21 protein-coding genes are annotated in these 18,549 nt (G+C 61.4%); 18 read left to right on the top strand and 3 right to left on the bottom strand.

Annotated features, from left to right (window positions below; genetic code table 11):
• Position 1: 1 nt before the first annotated feature.
• The 5 genes from SMD27_RS04870 (at position 2) to SMD27_RS04890 (ending at position 4,605) form a co-directional block, all read left to right on the top strand.
• On the top strand, positions 2–979 hold the full coding sequence (locus tag SMD27_RS04870; protein ID WP_320507194.1) for a DUF2333 family protein: 978 nt from the start codon (positions 2–4) through the stop codon (positions 977–979).
• Between the two features lie 406 nt (positions 980–1,385).
• Positions 1,386–2,339, top strand: a complete 954-nt coding sequence (locus SMD27_RS04875; RefSeq protein WP_320507195.1) for a sulfite exporter TauE/SafE family protein — start codon at positions 1,386–1,388, stop codon at positions 2,337–2,339.
• Between the two features lie 47 nt (positions 2,340–2,386).
• Positions 2,387–3,145, top strand: coding sequence for a TIGR02186 family protein (locus SMD27_RS04880; RefSeq protein ID WP_320507196.1), 759 nt, complete (start codon positions 2,387–2,389; stop codon positions 3,143–3,145).
• Positions 3,146–3,147: 2 nt separating this feature from the next.
• Positions 3,148–3,657 (top strand): universal stress protein, encoded by a 510-nt coding sequence (locus SMD27_RS04885; protein WP_320507197.1) that lies wholly within the window; start codon positions 3,148–3,150, stop codon positions 3,655–3,657.
• Between the two features lie 204 nt (positions 3,658–3,861).
• Positions 3,862–4,605: a hypothetical protein gene (locus tag SMD27_RS04890; RefSeq protein ID WP_320507198.1), complete on the top strand. Its 744-nt coding sequence runs from the start codon at positions 3,862–3,864 to the stop codon at positions 4,603–4,605.
• 48 nt (positions 4,606–4,653) lie between these two features.
• On the opposite strand, the gene SMD27_RS04895 is transcribed toward SMD27_RS04890, so the two are convergent.
• Positions 4,654–6,039, bottom strand: a complete 1,386-nt coding sequence (locus SMD27_RS04895) for an adenylate/guanylate cyclase domain-containing protein (protein ID WP_320507199.1) — start codon at positions 6,037–6,039, stop codon at positions 4,654–4,656.
• 101 nt (positions 6,040–6,140) lie between these two features.
• On the opposite strand from SMD27_RS04895, the gene SMD27_RS04900 reads away from it, so the two are divergent.
• Together SMD27_RS04900 and SMD27_RS04905 are read left to right on the top strand one after the other, a co-directional pair.
• Positions 6,141–6,701, top strand: coding sequence for a NifU family protein (locus tag SMD27_RS04900; protein WP_320507562.1), 561 nt, complete (start codon positions 6,141–6,143; stop codon positions 6,699–6,701).
• Between the two features lie 16 nt (positions 6,702–6,717).
• Positions 6,718–7,302 (top strand): malonic semialdehyde reductase, encoded by a 585-nt coding sequence (locus tag SMD27_RS04905; protein ID WP_320507200.1) that lies wholly within the window; start codon positions 6,718–6,720, stop codon positions 7,300–7,302.
• An 11-nt stretch (positions 7,303–7,313) separates the two neighbouring features.
• Here SMD27_RS04905 and SMD27_RS04910 read toward each other — a convergent pair whose 3' ends face one another.
• Together SMD27_RS04910 and ddpX are read right to left on the bottom strand one after the other, a co-directional pair.
• Positions 7,314–7,505 carry a YqaE/Pmp3 family membrane protein gene (locus tag SMD27_RS04910; RefSeq protein ID WP_320507201.1) on the bottom strand — a complete coding sequence of 64 codons (192 nt, stop codon included), beginning with the start codon at positions 7,503–7,505 and terminating at the stop codon, positions 7,314–7,316.
• A 47-nt stretch (positions 7,506–7,552) separates the two neighbouring features.
• Positions 7,553–8,173 (bottom strand): D-alanyl-D-alanine dipeptidase, encoded by a 621-nt coding sequence (ddpX, locus tag SMD27_RS04915; RefSeq protein ID WP_320507202.1) that lies wholly within the window; start codon positions 8,171–8,173, stop codon positions 7,553–7,555.
• 97 nt (positions 8,174–8,270) lie between these two features.
• On the opposite strand from ddpX, the gene tsaB reads away from it, so the two are divergent.
• The 11 genes from tsaB to lnt all read left to right on the top strand — a co-directional run bounded on the left by tsaB (position 8,271) and on the right by lnt (position 18,501).
• Complete coding sequence (tsaB, locus tag SMD27_RS04920; RefSeq protein WP_320507203.1) at positions 8,271–8,999, top strand: tRNA (adenosine(37)-N6)-threonylcarbamoyltransferase complex dimerization subunit type 1 TsaB; 729 nt, start codon at positions 8,271–8,273, stop codon at positions 8,997–8,999.
• A 24-nt stretch (positions 9,000–9,023) separates the two neighbouring features.
• Positions 9,024–9,518 carry a ribosomal protein S18-alanine N-acetyltransferase gene (gene rimI, locus SMD27_RS04925; RefSeq protein ID WP_320507204.1) on the top strand — a complete coding sequence of 165 codons (495 nt, stop codon included), beginning with the start codon at positions 9,024–9,026 and terminating at the stop codon, positions 9,516–9,518.
• Positions 9,519–9,685: 167 nt separating this feature from the next.
• Positions 9,686–10,105 carry a MucR family transcriptional regulator gene (locus tag SMD27_RS04930; RefSeq protein WP_320507205.1) on the top strand — a complete coding sequence of 140 codons (420 nt, stop codon included), beginning with the start codon at positions 9,686–9,688 and terminating at the stop codon, positions 10,103–10,105.
• Positions 10,106–10,396: 291 nt separating this feature from the next.
• Positions 10,397–10,777 (top strand): Fur family transcriptional regulator, encoded by a 381-nt coding sequence (locus SMD27_RS04935; protein ID WP_379991213.1) that lies wholly within the window; start codon positions 10,397–10,399, stop codon positions 10,775–10,777.
• An 8-nt stretch (positions 10,778–10,785) separates the two neighbouring features.
• On the top strand, positions 10,786–11,631 hold the full coding sequence (gene olsB, locus SMD27_RS04940; RefSeq protein WP_320507207.1) for a l-ornithine N(alpha)-acyltransferase: 846 nt from the start codon (positions 10,786–10,788) through the stop codon (positions 11,629–11,631).
• Positions 11,600–12,604, top strand: coding sequence for a lysophospholipid acyltransferase family protein (locus tag SMD27_RS04945; protein WP_320507208.1), 1,005 nt, complete (start codon positions 11,600–11,602; stop codon positions 12,602–12,604). Before olsB ends, SMD27_RS04945 begins: the two co-directional genes overlap by 32 nt.
• Positions 12,605–12,743: 139 nt before the next feature.
• The gene (gene miaB / locus SMD27_RS04950) at positions 12,744–14,201 is read left to right on the top strand and encodes a tRNA (N6-isopentenyl adenosine(37)-C2)-methylthiotransferase MiaB (RefSeq protein WP_320507563.1); all 1,458 of its coding nucleotides are present in this window, start codon (positions 12,744–12,746) and stop codon (positions 14,199–14,201) included.
• Entirely contained in the window at positions 14,198–15,277 is a 1,080-nt protein-coding gene (locus SMD27_RS04955) for a PhoH family protein (protein ID WP_320507209.1), read from the top strand. Before miaB ends, SMD27_RS04955 begins: the two co-directional genes overlap by 4 nt.
• A complete protein-coding gene (ybeY, locus tag SMD27_RS04960; RefSeq protein ID WP_320507210.1) occupies positions 15,237–15,866 on the top strand; it encodes an rRNA maturation RNase YbeY in 630 nt (209 codons plus the stop codon). The genes SMD27_RS04955 and ybeY overlap by 41 nt, the downstream gene beginning before the upstream one ends.
• Positions 15,867–15,883: 17 nt before the next feature.
• Positions 15,884–16,804, top strand: a complete 921-nt coding sequence (locus SMD27_RS04965; RefSeq protein WP_320507211.1) for a hemolysin family protein — start codon at positions 15,884–15,886, stop codon at positions 16,802–16,804.
• Between the two features lie 74 nt (positions 16,805–16,878).
• Positions 16,879–18,501, top strand: coding sequence for an apolipoprotein N-acyltransferase (gene lnt, locus SMD27_RS04970; protein WP_320507212.1), 1,623 nt, complete (start codon positions 16,879–16,881; stop codon positions 18,499–18,501).
• The last annotated feature ends 48 nt before the right edge of the window (positions 18,502–18,549 follow it).

Genomic DNA, 18,549 nt, shown 5'->3' on the forward strand with positions numbered 1-18,549 from the left:
CATGGCCAACGACCCTTTTCTCGATGCAACCGGAGCACCCCGCAGCAGCCGTTTTGGCGGCGGTGGGACAATCCGGACCGTGAAATGGGTGGGTGGCTTGGTCATCCTCGCCCTGCTGCTCTACTACCCGGTCGGCATGCTGATCGTGCACAAGATCGACGACGACCCGAACTTCAAGGCTCCCGCCGTCCCGGCCGGTGCCAGCCAGTCGGTGGCGATTACCGCTGCCCTGATCAACCGCGAGGTCAATCAGAACCGTTGGGTGTCCAACGATCCGTTTTTCCTGCCGGGTGCGGCACTCGACAATATGCCGAATTTCCAGCAGGGCATCATCCAGGCGCTGTCACGCTACGTGCTGGAGCTGCAAGACCAGATCGGCCGGTCGCGCGCCTCCAGCAGCATCGACACTGATCTGCAGCGCGCTCTCGGCCTGCTTAAATACTCGCCGACCGTCTGGCTATGGGATCCCAGCGTCTCGCTGGCCCCGACCGCGTCGTCGGAAACGCAATATCGCGCGGCGATGAAGGCCTTAGAATCCTATAATGACCGGCTGGCACGCGGCCAGGCGGTCTTCGAGCCGCGCGCCGACAATCTGCTGGTGACCTTGGACGGGATCGGCAAGGATCTCGGTTCGGCGACCAACGATATCGACAATCAGATCGATCAAAATTCCGGCAACTGGCTGGATTTCACCGCTGACGATGTCTTCTATCGCACCAAGGGGCTTGCCTATGCCTATGCCCTGGTGCTGCGCGATCTCGGTACCGATTACAAGCAGGTGATCCAGGAAAAGGGTGCAGCCAATATCTGGCAGCGCATGGTTGGCAGCTTGATGGATGCAGCAGCCTTGCGTCCCTGGATCGTTGTGAACGGCCGGCCGGACGCGCAACTCCAACCCAATCATCTCGCTGCCATCGGCTTCTACCTTCAGCGGGCCCGGACTCAGCTTTACGAGATGATGGATGTTTTGCAGAAGTGACCCAAGCGGGGTGATCTTGCGGTGCGCCATCGCTAGGCCGGGGTCTGGCGGATCCGCTTCAAGGACGTAGCCGTATCGGTCCACGAAAGCGTGAAATCAGTGGCCGGTCGCGCGCGCGACCTTTCCAGGCGAATCGCTTGAGCGTAGGGTAGAGACGCTAGCGAATCGCCGCGCGCAGCCATGTGTCGCACCGCCTCAGCGTGCAACCAGCCGGACATGTGTGGGACGACGCAGCGCTGACGACCCGTGCCGGTCAGACCCGGCGCGGCGGAGTCGATTCGGGGCCAGGGGAGACAATGCCGGGAATCCCGGCAACCGTGGCGGTAGATATCAAGCGGTCGGCCTGGCAACCGGGACGGCCGACAGGGGATGAGGCTGGCACGGGAATGACATCAGGGCGTTGGGCATGTTAGGCGCCATACTGGACTGGCTCCTCAGCTTCCAAATCTATCTGCCGATCGCTGAAATCTCGATTAGCGTGTTTCTCCTGCTGGCTTTGGGGGCCGGTGTCGGCTTTCTCTCGGGCCTCATCGGCGTCGGCGGCGGCTTTCTGGTGACGCCGCTTTTGATCTTCATCGGAGTGCCGCCGGCGGTCGCCGTGGCGACACAATCCAACCAGGTGGTCGCGTCATCGGTTTCCGGCGTCCTCGTCCATTGGGGACGGGGCAATGTCGATTTCGTGATGGGCGGGGTGCTGCTGATCGGCGGCTTGCTCGGCTCCAGCATCGGCATCGTGGTTTTCTCGCTGCTCAGGCAATTCGGCCAGATCGATGTCGTCATCGCGATTTCCTATGTCGTCACGCTCGGCTCGATCGGCCTGCTGATGATGGTGGAATCGATCCAGGCACTGCGGCGGATTCGCCGCAAGGCGCCGCCGAAAAAGCTGCATCAGCATACCTGGGTGCACGGGCTGCCATTCAAACTGCGGTTCAAGAAGTCCCGCCTCTATATCAGCGCCATCCTGCCGATCAGCGTCGGCGCCTTTGTCGGTCTGCTCTCGGCAGTCATGGGGGTGGGCGGCGCCTTCATGCTGGTGCCGGCGATGATTTATCTCCTCGGCATGCCGACCAGCATCGTCATCGGCACCTCGCTGTTCCAGATCATCTTCGTCTCCGGTTATGTCACCATCCTGCAATCCTGGCAGAACCATGCCGTCGATATCATGCTGGCTCTGCTGCTGACGATCGGCTCGGTCGTGGGCGCGCAATTCGGCGGCCGGCTCGGCGCCAAGCTGCCGGGCGAGCAATTGCGCTTTCTCATGGCCGCCCTTGTCGTCACCGTCGGTCTCCTGCTGCTGATCGAACTGGTGCGCCGGCCAGCCAACCTTTACAGCATCATGGCGGTGGGAGGCCTGCATTGACGCGCTCGCGACGGCAAGATGCGTCAACCCGTGGGGACAACGGATTCTTGCTGCGTTCCGCCGGCCTTTTTATCCTGGCTCTTTGCGTCCTCGCCGCTTGCACCCTGGCGATAGCGATGCGGCCGGCGACGGCCAAGAGCGTGGTGGCCGATATCGACCGCCATCTGATCGCCATTACCACCGATTTCTCCGGCCAGGATGTCCTGATTTTCGGCGCGGTGGACCAGCCGGGCGATATCATCATGGCGATGTGGGGACCGCAAGGCGATGTCCAGGTCCATCACAAGGAACGTGTGGCCGGCATTTGGGTCAATCGCGAGGCGGTTACTTTCGGCAATGTGCCGTCCTTTTATGGCATTGCTTCGTCCCGGCCGCTTTACGAATTGCTGGCGCCCGATGTGCTGGACCGTTATCAACTTGGGGTCGGGCGCCTGCGTTTGAAGACGCTGGGCGCCGATGCGCCGAATGTGGCGGATTTCCGTTCGGCGCTGATTCGCGAGCGCCAGCGCGGTAATCTTTATGCCGATAAGGTCGGCCGCGTCACCTTTGTCGGTGACACACTGTTCCGCGCCAATCTGCGGCTCCCCTCCACGGTACCGACGGGGAAGTTCCTGATCGAAGTTTATCTCGCCCGCGACGGCCAGATCGTTGATGCCCAGACCATTCCTTTGGTTATCAGCAAGGTGGGATTCGGTGCCGATATCTATCGTTTTGCCAATAATAACGGCTTTGCCTATGGCGTGGTTGCCGTTATCGTCGCTCTCCTCGCCGGGTGGCTGGCGCATCTGATGTTCCGGAGGAGGTAGCCATGGCCGATGAAACCGAAAATGGCGGCAAATCCGCTGCAGAAGCGGCGCTCGGCCGTATTTTCCTGGTGGTGATCGACGATTCACCGGAAATGAAGACGGCGCTGCGTTACGCCTGCCGCCGCGCCGCGAAATCCGGCGGCCGCGTCGCCATGGTGCATGTGTCGGAACCGACCGGCTTTCGCGAATGGGTCGGCGTCAGCCAGCTGATGCAGGATGAAGCCCGGCAACAGGCCGAAGCGGTAATGCAGAAGATGGCGGCGGAAGTCTCCAAGCTGTCGGGCAAGATGCCGGTTCTCTATTTCCGGGAAGGCGATCGCCGCGAAGAGGTGATGAAGCTGATCGACGAGGAATTGACGATTTCGATTCTCGTGCTCGGCGCCGCCACCGGTCCCAAGGGACCTGGTCCCTTGGTCACGGCGTTGAGCGGCAAATTCGTCGGCAAGTTGCGGGTTCCGCTGACTATCGTTCCCGGCCATCTGACGCAAGAAGATATCGAACATATTGCCTAACGGGCCTCGGCGGGCCTTGCCCCGCCGGGCACATTCTTCCCGCTTTCTCCAATCTGACAGGCATGTCCTGGCCAAAATGCCCGTATTAAACGGCGTTTCACACTTGGCACGCGCCTTGCTCTGAAGCCGTTGGAGCCACGTTCCGGTCGATGCAACTCATCCGGACGCCGGCAATGTCATCGGCAGATAGCGGGAAGCGGAATCATGGCGAATTCCATCGGCGCCTTTTCGGCGAATATTCTGGCGCGGTTCAATGCCGCCTATACGGCCGGCCAAAGCAATACGTCCTCCCAAGGCTCTACCTCGTCGCAGGGCGCGGCGTCATCCGCCACATCCACCAGCGACACGATCGCCAAGTTGAAAAGTGCCATCGGCGACGCAAGCTCGCCCAGCAATGCTGGCAATGATGCTGTCATTCTCAATCTGTCGGCGGCAGCGCAGCAATTGCTGGCCAGCTTGCAGAGCGGGAACCTGCAAAGCGGCTCGGCGCCAGGCGATGCGGGGCAGAATGGCGGCGCGCAGAACAGCCTGGCACAGACCATCAATCAGCAGATCGCCAATCAGCCCAGCTTGGCCTCCTATCTGACCGCGGGGCAAGACACGACGGTCAACGGCCTCAACTTCATGAATGGTTTCGGTACTGGCGGCAGTGACGCGGCAAACGGCTTCGACGCCCTCGGTGCCGTCGGCGATGCAAGCGGTGCGATCGAGCAATTCCAGCAATGGTTATCGCAGCCGCTCCAGGCCAATCTGGAACGGGCGATCGAGCGCCAAAAGGAATCATCGCCGCTGAATGAAGAGAAGAGCGAAGACAAGAGCAAGGCGCCGGACCAGACGGCTGCTGACACGTCGTCGCCGACGGATTCGGCAAGCTCGGCGGGCGATGCCGCAACGACAAGCGGTTCGACCGCCGGCAGCAACAACCAGGCCTCTGCCTCATCAGCTTAAAGAAAGCATGCCGACGGCTCCATCGGCGTTTGGCGCGGTGAAAGAAAACTAGCGCGGCAGGCCGAAAACCTGCTGCGGCTCGTCAAAGCCCCGCAGTACATATTCGCCGAGCGGCACCAAATGGGAGCCGCAAGGCGAGGCGAAGGCGCGCGATGCCAGGAGCGGCTCGTCGAGCGGGCGGCACAGATCGCCGATCCGCGAAGCCAGGTTGACGGCCGGGCCGATGACGGTGAAATCGAGCCGCGCGAGATCGCTGGAAACCACGCCGATATTGCCATAGGTGACCGAACCGGCATGCAGGCCGATGCCGATCTTCAACGGCCGCTTTCCGGCGCTCGCGCGCAATTCATTAAGATCGCGCATTCCTTCCAGGGCTTCCTCGGCGGCGGCCAAGGCGACTTTGCATTTGCCGTCCCGGTCGAGATCGTCATGCATCGGGAAAATTGCCAGGATCGCATCGCCGACGAATTTCAGGATCTCGCCGCCGCGAGCATGGACCGGCCGAGCCACCGTATCGAAATAGTCGTTGAGCAAGGCGATGACTTCGTCGCGCGGCAATTTGTTGCTGAGTTTGGTGAAGTCCCGCAAGTCGCAATACCAGATCGCGGCGGCGATGGTGACACCTTCACCGCGCTGAATGGCGCCGTCGAGAACGCGCTGGCCGGGATCGCGCCCCAGATAGACTTCCAGCAACGAACCGGCGAGACGCCGCGTTTCCAGCATCTCGACCACCATGGCCAGCAACGGCAAAATTGCTTCGAAGGCGGCAAGCTGGGAATCGGTGAAGCCGGTCGGATGATCGGTCGTGATGGAGATGCTGCTGCGCACGAGGGCGCCGAAATTGAGGGCGAAAATCGCGTAATCCGTGGCGCCCTGTTCGCGCATCTCTTCGAGGATTGGAAAATCCAGTTTGGCCTCCGGCCCGACCAGGCGCCGGCGGATGCTTTTGATGCCGAATTCATACAGCTGGCGGATCGGACTGTTGATAAAAGTCGGGCTGGCGAAAACCGAGATGTCGCGTGTCACGACGCTGACCGCCTCATCGCCCCGGTTCCACAGATAGCCGACGGCGGCGATCTGCGGATGCAAGGTGCGCTGGCCGATATAGACGCGCTGGAGCGGGAAGCCGGCTTCGGTCAGCTGGCGCACCAGCCCGAGCAGGAAGCCCGGCATATCGGCCGCCACCCGGCCCTGCTCCATTAACCAGCGGAAGGCGCGATCCACCGCCGGACAGGCCAGGGTGCCATCCGCACCGACAGCGCGGGGCTGGCCCGTGGCTGCGGCAATGCCGGCCAGGGCACGGCCGATCAGGTCGGAACCCTGGCTTTCCGGCGGGTTGCCGGCCTCATTCCGGCTCGCCTCGCGGTCGCCCGCCAAGCCGGCCGACCCATTGCCGGTAACCCTGGTCGATAGCTGCGTCGGTCTATTCGCCATACCCACAACCATTTTGAGGTTGAAGCGCCTGGGGCGATCAACCATCTTCGGGACATGCAATCTCCTGAGAGATTACTCGCTGAGCTTAGCGGAGTATTATGATGTTCATCCAGACTGAAGAAACGCCAAATCCGGCGACATTGAAATTTTTGCCCGGCCGCAGCGTGGTGCTGCAAGGGACCGCCGATTTCGACAGCGCGGCTGCCGCCGAACGTTCGCCGCTTGCCGTCCGCCTCTTCCAAGTCGAAGGCGTGGTCCGGGTGTTCCTGGGCAGCGATTTCATCACCATCACCAAGAACGACGCCAAGGATTGGTCGGTCCTGAAACCGGCTTTGCTCGGCATCATCATGGAGCATTTCACCACCAATCAGCCCGTCTTGCGCGACGAAGCTGCGGCCGGCGGCGGCGGTCATGCCGAGCATAGCGAAGCGGATGACGAAATCGTCACCCAGATCAAGGAATTGCTGGATACCCGGGTGCGTCCTGCGGTCGCGCAGGATGGCGGCGATATCGTTTTCCATTCCTTTGAGGACGGTGTGGTCTACCTGCATATGCAAGGTTCCTGCTCCGGCTGCCCCAGCTCGACCGCGACCCTGAAAATGGGTATCGAAAACATGCTGCGGCATTATGTGCCGGAAGTCGTTGAGGTTCGGCCAGTCTGATTTTCTGAGCGATCCCATGGTCTTGGATGCGGCCGCGATCGATCTGCTCTTCCTCAAAGCCCATACCCAGCGGCGATGGCTCGATCGCGAGGTGCCCGACCCCCTGTTACGGCAAATCTATGAGCTCGCCCGCATGGGGCCGACCAGCGCGAATTGTCAACCACTCCGCATTGACTTCGTACGCAGTCCAGCGGCGAAAGAAAAGCTCAGGCCGGCTTTGTCCGAAGGCAATGTCGAGCAGACGATGTCGGCACCCGCGACCGCGGTTTTTGCGGCCGATCATGAATTCTACGAATTCCTGCCGAAGCTCTTTCCCCAGGCCGATGCCAAATCCTGGTTCACGGGCAGTGAAGCGGCGACGCGCGAAACGGCGCAGATGAACGCTACCTTACAAGCCGGCTATTTCATTATGGCGGCCCGTGGTTTGGGTCTCGATTGCGGCCCAATGAGCGGCTTCGACCGCGCCAAGGTGAATGCCGCTTTCTTTTCCGGCAGCGCCTGGAAGGCGCTTTTTCTCTGCAATCTCGGCTATGGCGATCCGACTGGCTATCGTCCGCGCAATCCGCGGCTGGACTTCAGCGAAGCCTGCCGTATCGCTTGAGTCTTCGCGGGTTAACGCGGGCCCATGGCGTCCTTGATTTTCTGATCGGTCTTGTACTGGCTGAGCGCATAGACCGACCAGATCGCCGCCGGAATCCAGCCGATCAGCGTGATCTGCAAAATCAGGCAGATCAATCCCGCAAAGGGGCGGCCGATCGTGAAGAATTGCAGCCAGGGAATGAGAATTGCCAGAATCAAACGCATGATATGAGTTGCCCGTCTGCTGTTGGTGCGGTCGTTATCGGCGCCAGTTACATCATGGGGCGCGGCAGGCTGTTCTGATCTACGACCGGGTAGTCGCGCGACCTGAACAGTTGATAGTGCCACCATTCGTTTTGGTAAAAATCCCAGCCAGCGGCGCTCATTAATCCCAGCAGCAGGAACCGGTTGCGCTGCGCCAGTTCACTGACATCGGTGCGCCCGTGATGCGCCTGCGGCGCGAAGGAATCGAATTCCGTCCCCATGTCCAGCTCATTGCCGGCGGTGTCGATCAAGGTAAGATCGACGGCAACACCGCGTGTATGAATGCCGCCTTTGCGGGGATCGGAAACGAATTCCGGATCGGGAAAGGCGTTCCACAAGGCCCATTGCGCTTCGACCGGCCGATAGGCGTCGAAAATCTTGAAACGCAGGCCGAGCGGTTTTGCAAGTTCGATTGCCCGGCGCAGCAGGCGGGCTGCCTCGGGATGCAGGTAGCAATCAGCATGGCGATAGATCTGTTTGCCGGTCACATTGCCGGGGGTCGCATAGGCCAAAGCGAGCTCGACATCGAAGTCCGCTCGGGTGATTGGGACCAGCTCCTGTGCCTGCAAAGCGGCCGGGCTGGCTATCGGGCCGGCCGACGATGTGGGCGCTGCGCTTCCTATGGTCATATTGCAAGCCATCCGTTTCGCGGTTATCTCCGGATCAGGAACTAGCAGACCCTGGCAATTCCGCAAAGGGCGATCCGTTGAACAAGGCCAGGCAGACGTGAGCGAGCAACAGAGATTTCCATCACCGATTCCGGCTCCCGCTCCCATTGGCGGCACAATTCTGGCCCTGGATGCGGCGGGCCATGCCTGTTCCGCTGCCCTGTGGCGGGATGGCGGCATTGCTGCCCGGGAGAGCCGGTCGATGTCTCACGGCCATGCCGTCGAATTGCTGCCGATGATCGAACGCGTGATGACCGCGAGCGGGGTCGATCTGCGGCAGCTCGAACGGATCGCCGTGACCGTGGGGCCTGGGGGGTTTACCGGATTGCGGATCGGCCTCGCCACTGCGCGCGGCCTCGGCTTGGCGATCGGCTGCCCGGTCGTCGGGCTCAGCAGTTTCCAGGTGGCGGCGGGCGCCATCGCCGAGTTGCCTGAGCGGTTTTTAGTGGCGCTGGACAGCCGTCGGGCCGAACCCTACGCCGCCTTGCTCGGCCGCGATCTTTCTTTTCTGCAGCCGCCTGCCCTGATGACTCTGGAGGAAGTTCTGACGCTGATCCGCGAGGAAGCAATCGCCACCGTGATCGGAGATGGTCTGGCAGCTTTGCGGGACAGCCTGCGCGGTGAAAAAGCGGCGCTGACTCTGATCGAAACAGCGACCGACGCCGCAATCGCCGCAGCCTTAGCGGCAGATCCCAGCCGCCGCTTCGATTTGCAGCCGGACCCGCTCTATCTCCGGCCGCCGGACATCTCGCAGCCGAAATCGCCCGAGATAAAAGTGACGCAATGACCGGCGAGCAACAACGGTGATCAAATGACGGGCGATCAAATAAGTGGCGAACTGTATGTGCGGCCGGCGGGCCCCTTCGATCTCGAGGTCCTCGCGGCGTTGCACGCAATCTGCTTCACCGCCCCCTGGGACCAGACCTGGACGGCCAATAGCTTCGCCGAGGTCCTCGCCATGCCTGGTGCGTCAGGTATCATCCTTCTCGATAAGGATAACGAGCCCTTGGGCTTTGCCGTGATGCGCTCGGTGCTGGATGAGACGGAGATCATTCTGCTCGCGGTGCGGCCGGATTGCCGCGGCCGTGGATTTGGCAAAGAATTGGCCCAGATGATCGTCGAGCGGGCGCATGCCGAAGGCCAGCAGGCGATCTTCCTCGAGCATGCCCACCCCAACGTCGCGGCGGCACGACTGTATCAGGCTGCTGGATTCAAGCAGATGGGTATCCGCCGCAATTACTATCGGAACCGAAATAATGAAGCGGTAGATGCCGTCACTATGCGGCGGGATTTGGCGCAAGAATAAAAATAACAGGCTGGTCTGCCCCAATTCTTGAAAATTAAACACAGCGCCGGGAGATGAATTTGTTATGATCTTGGCATGAATACCAGCTCCATGTGGGCAGCTAGGGTTGAATGCCTAATAGGTATCGGTTACGGTCGGCTTCTTTTGCAGGAAGGGCGGATGAATACATGCCGGATGACAGCAAACGACAGGCTTTATTGCCGATGGTAACAGAGATTGTCGCGGCCCATCTTTCAAACAACACAGTCGCGGTGGGTGATATTCCTCGGCTGATCCATGAGGTTTATGGCGCTTTATCCGGCCTCAGCCATGACGGTGGCGGGCGGATGCCGGCGGAGCCACAGGAGCCCGCGGTGCCGATTAAGAAATCTGTCATGCCGGAATATATCGTTTGCCTGGAAGACGGGAAAAAACTCAAGATGCTGAAGCGGCACCTGCGCACTGCTTACGGCTTGTCCCCGGAGCAATATCGCGAAAAGTGGAATCTGCCTGCCGACTATCCGATGGTAGCACCCAATTACGCCAAAAAACGCAGCTCGCTGGCACGGCAGATCGGCCTCGGGACTGGTGCCGGTCGTCGGCGCTAAGCCAACCACGCCCATAAGCGTCGATAATCGGACTTATTAACAAAAGGCATTGTTGCCAATTCTGATTTGCCGCCGGATCGCGGGATCGTCAGAATGGGCGACCACAGGGAATCGAACAGCCGCCGCAACCGAAAAGATGGTATAGCAGCGCGGCCTGCCGGATCGAGAGAATAGCCGCTGCGACCCGGCGGCGATAGAATGACCGAATCAATGATCGGTTTTTAGTCAAGGATGGGTTTGGTGAGCGTCGTATCTCGGTTGGAACAGTTGTGTCACGACAAGGGTCTGAAGATGACCGAGCAGCGTCGGGTGATCGCCCGTGTGCTGTCGGAGGCCGACGACCATCCAGATGTCGAGCAGCTCTATCGCCGCGCCACCAGGATTGATCCAGGCATCTCATTGGCGACCGTATATCGCACGGTGCGCCTGTTCGAAGAAGCGAGCATTCTCGAACGTCATGATTTCGGCGACGGCCGGGCGCGCTATGAGGAGGCGCCCGAAGATCACCATGATCATCTGATTGACATCCAGTCGGGCACGGTGGTCGAGTTCACCAATCCCGAGATAGAAAAACTGCAACACCGCGTCGCCGAGCAGCTCGGCTACAAACTGGTCGGCCATCGCCTCGAGCTTTATGCCGTGCCGCTGCATGGTAAAGGCAAGAAGAAATGAGCTTGGCGATGGCGAGTGCAACCCGGCCGGTTGAAGTACGCGTCGGCAATCTGGAAATTCGTTTGGCGGAAAGTGCAGCCGAAATCGCGGCCGCCCAGGCCCTGCGCTACCGGGTTTTCTATCAGGAAATGGCGGCGCAGCCCTCGCCGGAAATGGCCGCAGCGGAGCGCGATTTCGACAGCTTCGATCCGTTCTGCGATCATTTGATCATCATCGATCACGCCCTCGCTTCCGGGCCGGAGGGCATTGTTGCCACCTATCGCCTGCTGCGGCGCGAGGGCGCCGCCAAAAGGGGGCAGTTCTATTCGATCGACGAATACGATATCAGCGCCATCGCCCAGCATGAGGGTGAAATTCTCGAGCTGGGTCGTTCCTGCGTCGATACGCGCTATCGCACCAAGGCGGCGATGCAACTGCTGTGGAAGGGCATCACCGATTACGTGATGTTCTACAAGATCGAGATCATGTTCGGCTGCGCCAGCCTGCCGGGCACTGATCCCGAGCAGCACAAGGTGCCGCTTTCTTATCTCCATCACCGACATCTCGCACCGGCGGAATTCCGCCCGCGGGCCCTCCCGGAACGCTATGTCGATATGAATATGATGCCGGTCTCGGAGATCGACGAGAAGCGGGCGCTGGTCGCTTTGCCGCCGCTGATCAAGGGTTATCTGCGGCTTGGCGGTTTCGTCGGCGAGGGCGCGGTGGTGGATCATCAATTCGGCACCACCGATGTCAGCGTGATCGTGGTGACCAGCCGCGTCACCGACAAATACTTCAAGCATTATACGCGTGGCGATGCTGCCGGCAGTGATGAAGCCGGAGATGGCAGCGCCAAGCAAAATGGGCTCGGTTGAGCCTGGTGCGCCAGATGTGACACTGGCCATGGCGGTGGCAGACAGATCCCAACTGACCGAGCGGCAACGAGCCGCGCAAGAGCGCCGCCTGGCAAAGCGGGCGGCGGCTTTGGCAAAGGTGGTTGCAGCCGATGCCGCCGAGCCGATCGCGCTCGGCTCCAGCTGGCTTGCTGCTTGGCGGCTCGCTTTCTATGTCGGCCTGACCCTGCCGCTGATGCCGGTCCAATTGCTGCTCGTTTCGCTGGGCAGCGGCGGTGCCGCCCGGCTGCCGCTTTTTTATCACCGGCTGTGTTGCCGCATTTTCGGTTTCGATATCCGGGTGATCGGCGAGATTTCCACCCGCCGGCCGACTCTCTATGTCTGCAATCATACGTCTTATCTCGATATCCCCGTTCTCGGATCGATCCTGCCAGCCAGTTTCGTTGCGAAGACCGAGGTGGCGAGCTGGCCGGGTTTCGGCTTGCTGGCGAAATTGCAGCGGACGGTCTTCGTCGATCGCCGCCGGGGCACCTCACACCAGCAGCGCGAGCAGTTGCAGGAGCGGCTCGATGCCGGCGACAACCTGATCCTGTTCCCGGAAGGCACATCCAATGACGGCAACCGTGTCCTGCCGTTCCGCAGCGCGCTTCTATCGGTCGCCGAGGCGCGGCCTCACGGGCAGCCCCTGACTGTGCAGCCGGTCTCTATCAGCTATGTCGGCCTCAACGGCCTGCCGCTGGGGCACGGGCTGCGGCCGCTGCTGGCCTGGTATGGCGACATGACCCTGGGCGGGCATCTCTGGACCTTCTGCCGGTTGGGTCGGGTGCGGGTGGTGGTCGAGTTCCATCCAGTCACTGATGTGACCGCTTTCCCGTCGCGCAAGGAATTGACCCGCTATTGCCTCGACCGGGTCGCCGATGGCGTCTCCCGGGCGATCGCCGGCCTGACCGGCGCGCTGTCGCCGGTGCAATCCGGGACCGTCAAAAAAGATTAAAGGTTTCAAGAGGTTGAAGCGGCTTGTTGTGGGTGGGCAAATCGGGTACACGTGACCATGGTCCCGTGCTAGACTGCACATTGATGAGCGATTGCATCACGATATTGAGCCGAGCCGGGGATTTTTGAGCGGTACGACCTTGGCGAAAAAGCTCTTCATCAAAACCTATGGCTGCCAGATGAACGTCTATGACTCCGCCCGCATGGCGGATGTCCTGGCGCCGCTCGGCTATGGTCCGACCGATGATCCGGCCAAAGCCGATATGGTGATCCTCAATACCTGCCATATCCGCGAAAAGGCGGCGGAAAAGGTCTTTTCCGAACTCGGGCGGCTGAAGATCGACCGCGACCAGCGGCAGGCCGAGGGCAATGACATGATCATCGCCGTCGCCGGCTGTGTCGCCCAGGCGGAAGGCGCGGAAATCCTGCGCCGCGCGCCGCAAGTCGACATCGTGCTGGGGCCCCAGACCTATCACCGCCTGCCGGAGATGGTGGCGCGGGCGACCCGGGCCAGCGCTGCCCGCCGCGCCGCCAAGGCCGCCGGCGTCTCGCGCAAGCAATTGCCGCCGCGGCCGGGCGTGCTGGACACCGACTTTCCGGTCGAATCGAAATTCGATCACCTGCCCGAAGCGACGGTGCCGCAAGGCGTGACGGCCTTCCTGGCGATACAGGAAGGCTGCGATAAGTTCTGCACCTTCTGTGTGGTGCCTTATACGCGGGGCGCGGAATTCTCACGTCCGGTCGTGCAGATCGCGGCTGAGGCCCGCCGCCTGGTGGACCAGGGCGCCCGGGAAATCACGTTGCTCGGCCAGAACGTCAATGCCTATCACGGCGCGGCACCGCGCGGCGATGCCGAATGGGGTCTCGGCGACCTGATCCGGTATCTCGCCGAAACGGTCGATGGTCTCGCCCGCATCCGCTACACGACCTCGCATCCCCGGGATATGGAAGATGACCTGATCGCCGCCCATGCCGAGGTGCCGCAACTGATGCCGTTCCTGCATCTGCCGGTGCAATCCGGGTCCGATCGCATCCTCGAAGCGATGAATCGGCAGCACAAGGTCGAGCGATTCCGCGAGATCGTCGCAAAATTGCGCGCGGCACGGCCGGATCTCGCCTTGTCCTCAGACTTCATTGTTGGCTTTCCCGGCGAAAGCGAGGCCGATTTCCTGGCGACCATGGCCTTGGTCGAGGAGATCGGATTCGCCCAGTCCTTCTCCTTCAAATACAGCATGCGTCCCGGTACGCCAGCCGCTGCTTTGGAGAACCAGGTGCCGGAAGCGGTCAAGGATGAGCGTCTGCAGCGTTTGCAGGCACTGCTCAACCGGCAGCTCGCCGATTTCAACCGGCAAATGGTCGGCACGATCTTGCCGGTCCTGTTCGAGAAGCGGGGCCGATATGCCGGCCAGCTGGTCGGCAAATCGCCTTATCTGCAGCCGGTTCATGCGATGGCGCCCGATGCGATGATCGGCCGCATCGCCATGGTTCGGATTGACGGTCTCAGCCATTTCAGTCTGGCAGGCACGGTCACGGATGAGACGGCAGCCGCCGTCTCCGTGCCGGCAGCTGGTGTCTTTTCGAGGGAGGCGCGCGCTTGAGCTACGACCCCATTGGTCCGATCGCGCCGCCCTTGCATCTGCAATTCGACGACAACCGTTTGACGCCGCTGCTGTTCGGCGAGCATGACCAGCATCTCGCCCGGATCGAGCGGGAGCTGGGCGTTTCCATGGTGTCGCGCGGCAACCAGGTAACGATTTCCGGTGCCGGGCCGGCGGTGACCACGGCGCGGCAGGTGATGACCTCACTCTATCAGCGGCTGAAGCGCGGCCTTGAGGTCGACAAGCACGAGGTCGACGCCGCCTTGCGCATCGCCCGCAGCGAATCGCGGCCGGAAGGCCGAAGCGATGGACGCGGCGGCGAAGATGGCGAGCCCAATCTCTTCGGCAATGATATGAAGGACGGTACGGCGATCCGTACCCAGCGGCGCCATATCACGCCGCGCTCCGCCACGCAGGCGAAATATATCCGTCAGCTGCATGACCGCGAGCTGGTCTTCGGCATCGGCCCGGCGGGCACTGGCAAGACCTATCTCGCCGTGGCCGTTGCGGTCGCCATGCTGACCAAGGGCAGCGTCGATCGCATCGTGCTGTCGCGTCCGGCGGTCGAGGCCGGTGAACGCCTCGGCTTCCTGCCCGGCGATCTCAAGGAAAAGGTCGATCCCTATCTGCGGCCGCTTTACGACGCCTTGCACGACATGCTGCCCGGCGAGCAGGTGATCAAGCGGCTGAGCTCCGGCGAGATCGAAGTGGCGCCGCTTGCCTTCATGCGTGGTCGGACCCTGGCGAATTCCTTCGTCATCCTGGACGAGGCGCAGAACACGACGCCAATGCAAATGAAGATGTTCCTCACACGCCTGGGCGAGAACTCGCGCATGGCAGTGACCGGCGATCTCAGCCAGATCGATCTGCCGGCCGGCCAGAAATCCGGCCTCAAGGATGCACTGGAGGCGGTCGAGGGCATCGATGCCATCGGCATTACCCGGTTCGATGAACGCGACGTCGTCCGGCATCCGCTGGTTGCCCGGATCGTCGGCGCCTATGATGCTCGCGACCGGCGCCTGGGCCTGACCGGCAATGCCGAAGAGGGCGCTGCCGGGCGTTCCCGGCGTTCCTGAGACCATGGGTTCGGCCATGAAGGGCGGTGCCCGGCGATCTGGCCGTTCTGCCTCGGCTGCGCAAAAGCGCAACAGCCCGTCGCGTGCGGCTGCCTTGCGGATCGCGGTCGTGATCGAGAATGACGATTGGCACACCGAAGTGCCGGCGATCCCCGGCTTGTTGCGCAAAGCGGCGAGGCGAGCCATGACCCAGGCGCGCGCGGACGGCTGGCGAGGGTCCAGCAAGGCGCATGAGCTTTGTATCGTGCTCAGCGACGACCGGCATGTCCGGCAGCTCAATCGTGATTACCGGGGCAAGGATAAGCCGACCAATGTGCTATCTTTCGCTGCGTTGGATGCCGGCAAGCCGGATGCTGACATGCCTTGGCATCTGGGTGATGTCATTCTCGCGCTGGGCGTGGTCCGCAAGGAGGCGACCAAACAGCGGAAGGCGCTGAACGATCATTTAACGCATCTCGTGATTCATGGCGTGCTGCATCTCTTGGGCTATGATCACGAGGAGGATGCCGAGGCCGAACGGATGGAAGCCTTGGAGATTGCCGCCTTGCAGCGGCTGGGGATCGGCAACCCATATTGCCGCGCCGATTAGGATGACGTGACGACATTATGAGCGATCTCTCTCACTCGCGAACGGGACGTGGCGAGCCTTTCGACGAAGCCAAGACCAAGCTCGGTCTCAAAAGCTGGCTGCGTTTCTGGCGCCGCCGCCCCGGCGGCGAGAATGCCTTGCGCGATGCGATCGAGGAATTGATCGAGGAAAGCGAAGGTGATAGCGACGATTCCCTTGCCACCAGCGAATCCTCGCTGCTGCTGAATATCCTGAAGCTCGGCGACCAGACTGCTTACGACGTCATGGTGCCGCGGGTCGATATCAAGGCCGCGCCGGAGGATATCAGCCTGAACGATTTGATCACGATGATACGCGAGCATGGCCATTCCCGCTTGCCGATCTACCGCGAAAATCTCGATGACATCATCGGCATCGTGCATATCAAGGATCTGCTGCCCTTCGTGGTCGACAACACGCCATTTCGGCTGCAGCAGGTGATGCGAGAGGCGATGTTCATCGCGCCCTCGATCCGCGTTCTGGACCTATTGCTGCAAATGCGGCTGGCGAGGGCGCATCTGGCACTGGTGGTGGATGAATTCGGCGGTATCGACGGCCTGGTGACGATCGAGGATCTGATCGAACAGATCATCGGCGAGATCGAGGACGAACATGACAAGGCCCGTGGGCCTTTCCTGGTGCGCCGCGCCGATGGCACGCTCTTCGCCGATGCACGCACGCCGATCGAGGATTTCGAGGAACTGGTCGGGCCGGTGCTGACCGAAGAAGAACGCGAAGCCGATATCGACACTCTGGGCGGCTTGGTCATGTCGCTGACCGATCGCGTGCCGAGCCGCGGCGAATTGGTGACGCATCCCTCAGGCGTTGCTTTCGAAGTGCTGGATGCGGATCCGCGGCGTATCAAGCGACTGCGGGTGCGCAATCTGCCCACGCCGGCAGACGAGACGGCATCCGACTGATCGTTGCGGCGCGGTTGGGCAACCAGCCGAGCCGATTTCCTCTCCCGTCGCATTCCATTCCCGGATCAAGCTTCATGACTTCGCATTCCATCGCCCAGCGTCATCTGCCCGAAGACCAGCCGGTACGCCTCGCCGGTTTGCTCGATCGCTGCGGACGATTGTCACCCTGGCGGCGGCGGGGCCTGCTGGCGATGCTTGGGGCTTTGGGCGCGATGGCGCTGCCGCCATTCAATTGGGTGCCCTTGCTGATCCCGGCCTTCGTGGGTCTGCTCTTGCTGATGATCACGGCAAAGCGGCCGCGTGCCGCCTTTGGCGCCGGTTGGTGGTGGGGAGCGGGGCATTTCCTGGTCGGCAATTACTGGATCGCCAATTCCTTCATGATCGATGCCGCGCATTTCGGCTGGATGATCCCGCCGGTGATCGGCGGGCTTGCCGCCTTCCTCGCGATCTATCCTGGCCTGGCCACGCTAGCGGCGTGGCGCTGGCGGTTCCGTCCGCTGACCTTGATCCTCACTTTCGCGGCGCTCTGGCCAATTACCGAATGGCTGCGCGGCCATATCCTGACGGGTTATCCCTGGAACCTGATCGCCTATACCTGGTCGATCAATGACGCGATGATGCAGTCGGCCGCCTTATGGGGCAGTTGGGGTCTGGGCGGGTTTACCGTATTGCTGGCGCTTTTGCCTCTGCTGTTCCTGACCGGCCCGCGACGTCAGGCACTTTGGGTCAATCTGGCCGGTGTTCTGTTTCTGGTCGCTTTCTGGGCCGGCGGCCAATATCGCCTTGGCCAGGCCTCCGGCGCCACCGTACCCGGGGTGACGTTGCGTCTGGTCCAGGCGGCCATACCTCAGGATGAGAAGCTAAGTGGCATCAATCGTGGCCGCCATGTTGACAAGCACTGGAACATGACGGTGGAAACTCCGGGTTTCCGGGATGTCACGGCGGCGATCTGGCCAGAAACTGCCGTCAACTTTCTCCTGGAGCGCGATCCTCAATTGCGGGCTTATCTGGCCGGCGCCGTTCCCCCCAATGGCCTCCTGGTGACGGGGGACTTGCGGGCGGAACCGCTCAGCGGCGATATCCGCGAAATCTGGAACTCGGTCGCCGCCCTGGACAGCAGCGGCAACGTCGTCGCGACTGCCGACAAGTTTCATCTTGTACCGCTCGGGGAATACGTCCCGCTGCGCAATATTTTTCCCTTTATCAATAAGCTAACTCCCGGCTCGCTCAATTTTTCGCGAGGTCCCGGGCCGCAGACGTTGCATCTTCCGGGGCTGCCGCCGGCCGGCGCCCTCATCTGCTACGAGGTAATTTTTCCCGGCGCGGTAACCAATGCAACCGACCGGCCTGCCTGGTTATTGAACGTAACCAATGACGGTTGGTTCGGCACCAGCACCGGTCCCTACCAGCATTTTGTAAGCGCCAGATACCGGGCCGTGGAAGAGGGATTACCTTTGATTCGTGCTGCTAATACGGGCATTTCCGGCTCCGTCGATCCGTATGGTCGGGTGCTGGCCTCACTGCCCCTCGGCACCGCTGGAATACTCGATGTTGCCCTACCAGAAAAGTTGCAAAACATGACGACGTTTGCGCGTTATGGGATTGTGATATCCGTCCTATTTTCGCTATGCGCCGGGCTTGCAGCGGTCGGTGTAAGCTATTGGAAAACGGGAATAAACAGGCCCATTTCACAATAACGTGAGTTTTTTACAGTTGCTCTCTATTTTTGTTTGACCCTCATATTG

The sequence above is a fragment of the Dongia soli genome (assembly GCF_034044715.1).
GTDB classification, from domain to species: Bacteria; Pseudomonadota; Alphaproteobacteria; order Dongiales; family Dongiaceae; genus Dongia_B; species Dongia_B soli.